Below are 7919 nucleotides of genomic sequence, written 5' to 3'. Positions count from 1 at the left end.
CGCGAGCTCGGGCTGGGCAGCCGCGAGCTCGCCGCTGCCGTGCGGGCCGGGGCGCTGGTCCGCGTGGCCGAGGGCGTCGTGCTGGCCCCGGCCGCGCTGGCCACCGCCGCTGAGCCCCTGGCCTCGCTGCCGCAGCCGTTCACCCTCAGCGAGGCCCGGCAGGCGTGGGGCACCTCGCGGCGGGTGGCGGTGCCGCTGCTGGAGCTGCTGGACCGCCGCGGGCTGACCCGCCGGCTGCCCGACGCGCGGCGCGAGCTGCTGCGCTGAGCCCCCGGCCCCCGAGCCTCAGGCGTCGAGGACCTCGCCGGCGCGCCGGACCACCGGCGGGGCGGAGGACCACGGGAAGTCGATCCAGGCCTGCGTGCGCTTCCACACGTAGTCGCAGCGCACCACCGAGCGGGGCTTCTCGTAGATGACCGCGGAGCGGACCTCCTCGACGTGCCCGGCGCAGAAGTCGAGCACGAGCTCCAGGGTCTTCCCGGTGTCGGCCACGTCGTCGACGACGAGCACCCGCGCGCCGGCGATGTCCATCGTCGAGAGCACCGGCGGCAGCACCACCGGCACCTCGAGCCGCTGGTCGACGCCGGTGTAGAACTCCACGTTCATCGTCACGACGTTCTTCGCGCCGAGGGCGTAGGCCACCGCGCCCCCCGGCAGGAGGCCGCCGCGGGCGATCGCCAGGACGATCTCGGGCTCGAAGCCGTCGGCGGCCACCTGCTCGGCCAGGGCGCGCGCCGCCGTCCCGAAGCCCTCCCAGGTGAGCACCTCGCGGGCAGCGGCGTCCTGCGGCTCGTCCATCGCGCGATCGTAGGGCGGGGCGGGCGCGTCGGCCGGTCAGCGGTCGGGGCCGGGGCCGGGCTGGCAGTGCGGGCACCACCAGGTCCGGCGGCGCTCGGGGTCGCCCGGCACCTCGGCGACCACCTGGATCGTCGTGCCGCAGCGCCGGCAGGGCTCGCCGGCGCGCCCGTTCACCCAGTGCTGGTGACCGCGGCGGGTGTCGCCGGTGGTCACCTGGTGCCCGCCGGGGCTGGACGCCGAGAAGCGCAGCGCCCGCCGCGCGAGGGCCACCGCCGCGGGCAGGTCGACCTCGCCGACCGGCGTCCAGGGGCTGCGCCCGAGGAGGAAGCAGAGCTCGTTGGCCCACAGGTTGCCCAGGCCGGCCACCGCCCGCTGGTCGAGCAGGGCCGCGGCCAGCGGGCGGGCGGGGTCAGCGCCGAGGCGGCGCACGGCCTCGGCGGCGTCGAAGGCCGGGTCGAGCAGGTCCGGGCCGAGGTGGCCGACGACGTCGGCCTCGCGCGCGGTGGGCAGCAGCTCGACCACCGGCATCCGCAGCGCCACCGCCGTGCGCCCGGGCGCCGGGCCGTCGGCGGTGGTGAGGAGCACCCGCACGTCGGGGGCCAGGTGCCGGGGCAGGTGCTTGCCCGGGCCGAGCACGGTCCAGCTGCCGTCCATGCGCAGGTGGGTGTGCAGGGTCAGCGGCTCGTGCCCCGCGCCGTCGGGCCCGGCCGGCGGCAGCAGCCGGGTGAGCAGGTGCTTGCCGTGGGTGGCGGTGCCGGCGACGGTCCAGCCCGCGAGGTCGGCGGTGGCGTGGGCGGGCACCTGGAGGCGTCCGCGGGCGAGCAGGCGGCCGGTGAGGGCGGCGTCGAGCGTGCGCGCGACGCGGGCGACGCTGTCCCCCTCCGGCACTCCCCCAGCCTGCCAGGCGGCCCGGCGCGGCGCCTCAGCGCGCGGCGGCCACCGGCACGGCCGCGCCGTCGGGCAGGCCGGCGCCCTCGGGGAGGACGGCGCCCTCGGGGAGGACCAGGACCTCGTCGCCGTCCGTGCGCTCACCAGACCGCTCGTCGGGGCGCACGAGGGGGGCGACGCCGGTGCGCTCCAGGAGGACGGAGATCCCGGCCAGCACCAGACCGGCGAGGGCGATGACGATCCCGACGACCATCGTCGCCCGGTAGCCGTACCCGTCCTCGAGCACCCGCGCCCCCAGCCAGGCGCCGAGGGCGTTGGCGGTGTTGAAGGCGCCCTGGTTGGCGGCGGAGACGAGCAGGGCCGCGCCGCCGGAGGCGGCGATCACCCGGTTCTGCAGCGGGGAGGACATCATGAACGCGACGATCCCGAACGCGAACAGCGTCAGGGCGGCGCCGACCTTCGAGCCCGAGGTGACGAGGAAGATCCCCAGCACCGCGGACACCGCGGCGAGGCTGCCCATGACGGTGGCCATGGGGAAGCGGTCGCCGAGCGACCCGCCGAGCAGGGTGCCGATCGTGGTCCCGACGCCGTACCCGACGAGGACCCACACGACGGCGCCGGAGGAGAAGCCCGACACGTCGGTGAGGATCGGCGCGACGTAGCTGTAGACGGCGAACATCGCGCCGCAGCCGATCGTCGTCGTGGCCAGGGCCAGCAGCACCTGGGGGCGCTTGAAGGCGCCCAGCTCCGCGCGCAGGCTCGTCGTCCGCTCGCGCTCCAGCGGCACCCAGGCCAGCAGGGCGGCCGCCGTGAGGACGCCGAGGACCGCCACGGACCCGAAGGCGACGCGCCAGCCCACGACCTGGCCCACGGCGGTGCCCAGCGGGACGCCGACGATGTTGGCGACGGTGAGGCCGGTGAACATCAGCGCGATGGCGCGGGCGGCCCTGGCGGGGCCGGCGACCGAGCTGGCGACGACGGCGCCGACGCCGAAGAACGAGCCGTGCGCCAGCGCCGTGACGAACCGGGCCACGAGCAGGGCCTCGTAGCCGGGGGCGAGCGCGATGGCGAGGTGCCCGACGGCGAACAGGCCCATCACGCCGACGAGGACGTGCTTGCGCGGGTAGCGCACCGACAGCGCGGTGAGCGTGGGGGCGCCGACCACGACGCCGAGCGCGTACGCGGAGATGATCAGCCCCGCGCGCGGGATCGAGACGCCGACGTCCTCCGCCACCTGGGGCAGCAGCCCCATCATGAGGAACTCGGTGGTGCCGAGCGCGAAGGCGCCCACGGCGAGGGCGATGAGGGCCTTGGGCACGGGGCCTCCGGGGGCTGGACAGCGGTCTGGGAAGGACGGCGCTGTCCACCTCCATGGTCACACGGCGCAGCGCCGCGAGCGCGCACCGGCGTCCCGGTGCGGCCTTCCAGGTGCGGCGCGCCCGCCTCAGGAGCAGCGTGAGGGCCATGGACCACACGACGCTCGGCCGCACCGGTGTGCAGGTCAGCCAGCTCTGCCTCGGCACGATGATGTTCGGCCAGTGGGGCAACCCCGACCACGACGACTCGATCCGGATCATCCACGCGGCGCTGGACGCCGGGATCAACTTCGTCGACACCGCGGACGTCTACTCCGGCGGCGAGTCGGAGGAGATCGTCGGCAAGGCGCTGGCGGGCGGCCGCCGCGAGGAGGTGGTGCTCGCCACCAAGGCGCACGGGCGGATGGGCGAGGGCCCGCTCCGCCAGGGCAACTCCCGCCGCTGGATCGTCCAGGAGGTGGAGAACAGCCTGCGCCGCCTGCAGACCGACCACATCGACCTCTACCAGATCCACCGCCCCGACCCCACGGTCGAGATCGACGAGACCCTCGGCGCGCTCACCGACCTCGTGCGCGCCGGCAAGGTCCTCTACGTCGGCTCCTCCACCTTCCCCGCCCACGAGGTGGTCGAGGCGCAGTGGGTGGCCAAGGAGCGCGGCCGGGAGCGGTTCGTCACCGAGCAGCCGCCGTACTCGATCCTCGTCCGCGGCATCGAGCGCGACGTGCTCCCCGTCGCCCAGCAGTTCGGGATGGGCGTGCTCCCCTGGAGCCCGCTGGCCGGGGGCTGGCTGACCGGCCGCTTCCGCAAGGGCCAGGACGCCCCGCAGTCCAGCCGCGCCCAGCGCCTCCCGGCCCGCTACGACCTGTCCACGCCGGAGAACCAGGCCAAGCTCGACGCCGTCGAGGCCCTCGTGGCGCTGGCCGACGAGGCGGGCCTGTCGATGGTGCACCTGGCCATCGCCTTCACCCTCGCCCACCCGGCGGTCACCTCGCCGATCATCGGGCCGCGCACGATGGAGCAGCTGGAGAGCCAGCTGGGCGCCGCCGACGTGCGGCTGTCCGCCGACGTCCTCGACCGCATCGACGAGATCGTCCCGCCCGGCACGACCCTCTCCTCCGTGGACGCCGGGTACGCGCCCGCCGTCCTCACCGACGCCTCCCGGCGCCGGCGCTGAGCTCCGACCCCTCCCCCGACGACTCCCCTCTCGACCTCCCCTCTCGACTTCCCAGGAGACCCCTCCGTGCAGACCCGACAGCTCCGCGAGCTCCTCGTCCCCGCCATGGGACTGGGGTGCATGGGCATGAGCGAGTTCTACGGCGCCGGCGACGACGCCGAGTCCACCGCCACGATCCACCGCGCCCTCGACCTCGGCGTCACGCTCCTCGACACCGCCGACATGTACGGCCCCTTCACCAACGAGCAGCTGGTCGGGAAGGCCATCGGCGACCGGCGCGAGGAGGTCGTGCTCGCGACGAAGTTCGGGAACGAGCGCCACCCCGACGGCTCCCGCAACGTCAACGGCCGCCCCGAGTACGTGCACGCCGCCGCCGACGCCTCCCTGGAGCGCCTGGGCGTCGAGCACATCGACCTCTACTACCAGCACCGCGTCGACCCCGACGTCCCCGTCGAGGAGACCTGGGGCGCGATGAGCGAGCTCGTCCAGGAGGGCAAGGTGCGCTTCCTGGGCATCTCCGAGGCCGCACCGGAGACCATCCGGCGCGCGAACGCCGTCCACCCCGTCACCGCGGTGCAGACCGAGTGGTCGCTGTGGACCCGGGACGTGGAGGAGAACGGCGTCCTGGACACCGTGCGCGACCTCGGGATCGGGTTCGTGCCCTACTCCCCGCTGGGGCGGGGCTTCCTCACCGGCGCCATCCGCACGCCCGACGACTTCGCGCCGGACGACTTCCGCCGCCACAACCCGCGCTTCCAGGGCGAGAACTTCACGAAGAACCTCGAGCTGGTCGACCGGGTGCGCCAGATCGCCGACGCGAAGGGCGTGACGCCGAGCCAGCTCGCCCTGGCCTGGGTGCTCGCGCAGGGCCCGGACGTCGTCCCGATCCCGGGCACCCGCAAGGTCGCGCGGCTGGAGGAGAACGTCGGGGCCCTGGACGTGGAGCTGACCGCCGAGGACCTCGCGCGGATCGACGAGGCGGCCCCGGCCGGCTCCACGGCCGGCGACCGCTACCCCGACATGTCGGCCGTGCACCGCTGACCCCGCTGAGCGCGGGGCGTCCCTGCACCCGTCTGGTGGGTGCAGGGACGCCCCGTGCTCGCGCGCGGTGGGCACAGATCCGCCCACCGCGCGCGAGCGGCCACGTGGACGCAGGGTCAGCGCTTGATCATCCCGTGCGGGTCGAGGACGTACTTCTTCGCCGCTCCGGCGTCGAACTCCGCGTAGCCGCGGGGCGCGTCGTCGAGGGAGATCGGCGTCGCGTTGACCGCCTTCGCGATCTGCACCCTGTCGTGCAGGATCGCCATCATCAGCTGCCGGTTGTACTTCATCACCGGGCACTGGCCCGTGGTGAACGACAGCGACTTCGCCCAGCCGGTGCCGAGGTCGAGGGAGAGCGCGCCCCGCCGGGAGGCCTCGTCGGCCGCGCCCGGGTCACCGGTGACGTACAGGCCCGGGATGCCCAGCGCCCCGCCGGCCGCGGTCAGCCCCATGAGGGAGTTGAGCACCGTCGCCGGGGCCTCCTTGGCGGAGTCGGCGCCGTGGCCGCGGGCCTCGAAGCCCACCGCGTCGACGCCGCAGTCGACCTCGGGCACGCCGAGGAGCTGCTCGACCTGGTCCTTCGGGTCGCCCTTGGAGACGTCGACCGTCTCGCAGCCGAAGCTGCGCGCCTGCGCCAGGCGCTCCTCGTTGAGGTCCCCGACGATGACGACCGCCGCCCCGAGCAGCTGGGCCCCGACGGCGGCCGCCAGCCCCACCGGGCCGGCCCCGGCGATGTACACGGTCGAGCCGACGCCGACCCCGGCAGTGACCGCGCCGTGGAAGCCCGTCGGGAAGATGTCCGAGAGCATCGTCAGGTCGAGGATCTTCTCCATCGCCTGGTCCTTGTCCGGGAACCGGAGCAGGTTCCAGTCGGCGTAGGGCACGAGGACGTACTCGGCCTGGCCGCCGACCCAGCCGCCCATGTCGACGTACCCGTACGCCGAGCCCGGGCGGTCGGGGTTGACGTTGAGGCAGATGCCCGTCTTGCGCTCCTTGCAGTTGCGACAGCGGCCGCAGGCGATGTTGAAGGGCACCGAGACGAGGTCGCCCTCCTTGATGACCTCCACGTCGCGCCCGACCTCGACCACCTCGCCGGTGATCTCGTGGCCCAGCACCAGCCCTTCGGGGGCGGTGGTCCGGCCGCGGACCATGTGCTGGTCGGAGCCGCAGATGTTCGTGGAGACGGACTTGAGGATCACCCCGTGGTTGACCGGGCGCCCGACGTTCGCCGGGTTGACGCCCGGGCCGTCCTTGAGCTCGAACGTCGGGTAGTCGATGTCGATGACCTCGACCCCGTGACCGTTGTAGGCGACCGCCTTGTTGGTGGACATCGTGCGCGCCCCTCCCCGCCCCGCGGGCGACCGGGAGCTCCGTCCGCGGCGCGTCGCTGCGCCCGGGTGCGCTCCCTCCGGCGCGGCGTCACCGGTGACGCCGCTGTCCCGGTCCTCCCGACCGTAGGCGCGCACCGGCGGTGGGACAAGGGGCACGGATCGGGCACGGACCGGGCACGGACCGGGCACGGACCGGGCACGGACCAGGCATGGACGCCGGCCGGCGGGGCATGGCGCGGCCATGGCCGATGAGCTGCGCAAGGGCGACCACGTGACCTGGTCCTCCCACGGGTCGAAGGTCCCTGGAGAGGTGGAGGAGGAGATCACGTCCGACACCGAGGCGGCCGGGCGCACCGTCCGCGCGTCGGAGGACGACCCCCAGTACCTCGTGAAGAGCGACAAGAGCGGCAAGGAGGCCGTGCACAAGCCGTCGGCGCTGCACGAGGACTGAGCCGCCCGCGGGTCTGGTGCACCGTCGGGGGCGGCTCCTAGCGTCGTCCCATGGACACCGAGCCCGCTCCCGACGCGCCCCGTCCCCGCGTGCGCTACTACGCCGCGCAGTCGCTCGACGGCTACCTCGCCGAGGTCGACCAGTCGATCGACTGGCTCACCCGCTACACCGGCCACCCGGCCGCGGGCGAGCCGCTCGACGGCGACTTCGAGCGGTTCTCCGCCGACGTCGGCGCATGGGTCATGGGCGCGCGCACGGCCGAGTTCCTCATCGGCGAGGGCGCGCCGTGGGCCCCGCCCGGGGTGCCCGTGTGGGTGCTCAGCCACCGCGACCTGCCGGTGCCGGACGGCGTCCGGCTCAGCGCGCGGCCCGCGCCGGAGCTCCTGCGCGAGGAGGTCCTGCCCGCGGCCGGCGCCCGGGACGTGTGGGTGGTCGGCGGCGGCCCGGTGGCGCAGGCCCTGGCCGACGCGGGGCTGCTCGACACGCTCGAGGTGACGGTCGTGCCCGTGGTGCTCGGTGCCGGGGTCCCGCTCTTCAGCGGCCGCCTGGAGCGCCCGTTCGCCCTGGAGTCCGTGCGCCCGTTCGACAACGGCATGGTGCAGCTCGTCTACCGGCTCACCCCAGGGGGCGCAGGCGCGCGCTGAGGTGCAGCCGCGCGCCCTCGCCGGAGCCGCTGCGCAGGGCCAGGTCCCACCCGCCGGGCGCGTCCCCCGCCGGGTGGGCGAGCAGGTCCACGGTCGAGGGCAGCAGCACCGGCCGGGCGAAGCGCACGTCGGCCACCACCGCGGCGGGCAGCCGCGGCGCCACGGCGGACGCGGCCCGGGCGAGGGTCCACATGCCGTGGGCGATCGCCCGCGGGAAGCCCAGGGCCCGGGCCGTGAGCGGGTGGAGGTGGATCGGGTTGACGTCGCCGCTCACCC

Annotated in this window: 10 protein-coding genes; 5 read left to right on the top strand and 5 right to left on the bottom strand. The window is 75.0% G+C overall.

Annotation, left to right across the window (positions count from 1 at the left end; genetic code table 11):
* The coding region (locus AC5FZL_RS13675; protein WP_493619439.1) for a SelB domain-containing protein at positions 1-267 on the top strand (267 nt) is incomplete at its 5' end.
* A gap of 18 nt (positions 268-285) precedes the next feature.
* On the opposite strand, the gene AC5FZL_RS13670 is transcribed toward AC5FZL_RS13675, so the two are convergent.
* The 3 genes from AC5FZL_RS13670 to AC5FZL_RS13660 are packed head-to-tail and all read right to left on the bottom strand — an operon-like array spanning position 286 to position 3004.
* Positions 286-798: a phosphoribosyltransferase gene (locus AC5FZL_RS13670; RefSeq protein WP_493619438.1), complete on the bottom strand. Its 513-nt coding sequence runs from the start codon at positions 796-798 to the stop codon at positions 286-288.
* A 36-nt stretch (positions 799-834) separates the two neighbouring features.
* Positions 835-1686: a DNA-formamidopyrimidine glycosylase family protein gene (locus AC5FZL_RS13665; protein ID WP_493619437.1), complete on the bottom strand. Its 852-nt coding sequence runs from the start codon at positions 1684-1686 to the stop codon at positions 835-837.
* A 34-nt stretch (positions 1687-1720) separates the two neighbouring features.
* Positions 1721-3004, bottom strand: coding sequence for an MFS transporter (locus AC5FZL_RS13660; RefSeq protein WP_493619436.1), 1284 nt, complete (start codon positions 3002-3004; stop codon positions 1721-1723).
* Between the two features lie 146 nt (positions 3005-3150).
* Between AC5FZL_RS13660 and AC5FZL_RS13655 the strand changes: the two genes are divergently transcribed.
* Together AC5FZL_RS13655 and AC5FZL_RS13650 are read left to right on the top strand one after the other, a co-directional pair.
* Entirely contained in the window at positions 3151-4176 is a 1026-nt protein-coding gene (locus AC5FZL_RS13655; protein WP_493619435.1) for an aldo/keto reductase, read from the top strand.
* Between the two features lie 66 nt (positions 4177-4242).
* The gene (locus tag AC5FZL_RS13650) at positions 4243-5217 is read left to right on the top strand and encodes an aldo/keto reductase (protein ID WP_493619434.1); all 975 of its coding nucleotides are present in this window, start codon (positions 4243-4245) and stop codon (positions 5215-5217) included.
* Positions 5218-5333: 116 nt separating this feature from the next.
* On the opposite strand, the gene fdhA is transcribed toward AC5FZL_RS13650, so the two are convergent.
* Positions 5334-6548 carry a formaldehyde dehydrogenase, glutathione-independent gene (gene fdhA, locus AC5FZL_RS13645; RefSeq protein ID WP_493619433.1) on the bottom strand — a complete coding sequence of 405 codons (1215 nt, stop codon included), beginning with the start codon at positions 6546-6548 and terminating at the stop codon, positions 5334-5336.
* 241 nt (positions 6549-6789) lie between these two features.
* Between fdhA and AC5FZL_RS13640 the strand changes: the two genes are divergently transcribed.
* Both AC5FZL_RS13640 and AC5FZL_RS13635 read left to right on the top strand, forming a co-directional pair.
* Positions 6790-6999 carry a hypervirulence associated TUDOR domain-containing protein gene (locus tag AC5FZL_RS13640; protein ID WP_493619432.1) on the top strand — a complete coding sequence of 70 codons (210 nt, stop codon included), beginning with the start codon at positions 6790-6792 and terminating at the stop codon, positions 6997-6999.
* A gap of 50 nt (positions 7000-7049) precedes the next feature.
* Positions 7050-7643 (top strand): dihydrofolate reductase family protein, encoded by a 594-nt coding sequence (locus AC5FZL_RS13635; protein ID WP_493619431.1) that lies wholly within the window; start codon positions 7050-7052, stop codon positions 7641-7643.
* Here AC5FZL_RS13635 and AC5FZL_RS13630 read toward each other — a convergent pair.
* The coding region (locus AC5FZL_RS13630; protein ID WP_493619430.1) for a MaoC family dehydratase at positions 7615-7919 on the bottom strand (305 nt) is incomplete at its 5' end. The genes AC5FZL_RS13635 and AC5FZL_RS13630 overlap by 29 nt on opposite strands.

It is taken from the genome of Quadrisphaera sp. DVD1 (assembly GCF_058932755.1).
This window is presented reverse-complemented; position numbering and strand designations above follow the sequence as displayed.